The 211-nt window shown below is 41.2% G+C and carries 1 protein-coding gene; it reads right to left on the minus strand.

What is annotated here, in order from left to right:
- Nucleotides 1-211 (minus strand): hypothetical protein (locus Q0820_RS16945; protein WP_298489488.1); only part of this gene is annotated, 211 nt, incomplete at both ends.

Below are 211 nucleotides of genomic sequence, written 5' to 3' on the forward strand. Positions count from 1 at the left end.
ATCATAGGTAATTAATAATTTGTAATCTCCTGTTGGTTTAAGAATAGGCTTGCTTTGCATCCTAGTCGAATTCCAACGTAATTTAATGTTCTGTCCTTCCCTACTTGTGAGACCTATGTGGTTTCTATTCACAGCTCGTTTCCCATAAGTACTATGACTTCTGCTGACTTCTCCAATAGGCCAACTCGTGGCTTTGGAGACCTCCCCAGGT

It is taken from the genome of uncultured Maribacter sp., from assembly GCF_947495965.1.
Taxonomy (GTDB): domain Bacteria; phylum Bacteroidota; class Bacteroidia; order Flavobacteriales; family Flavobacteriaceae; genus Maribacter_B.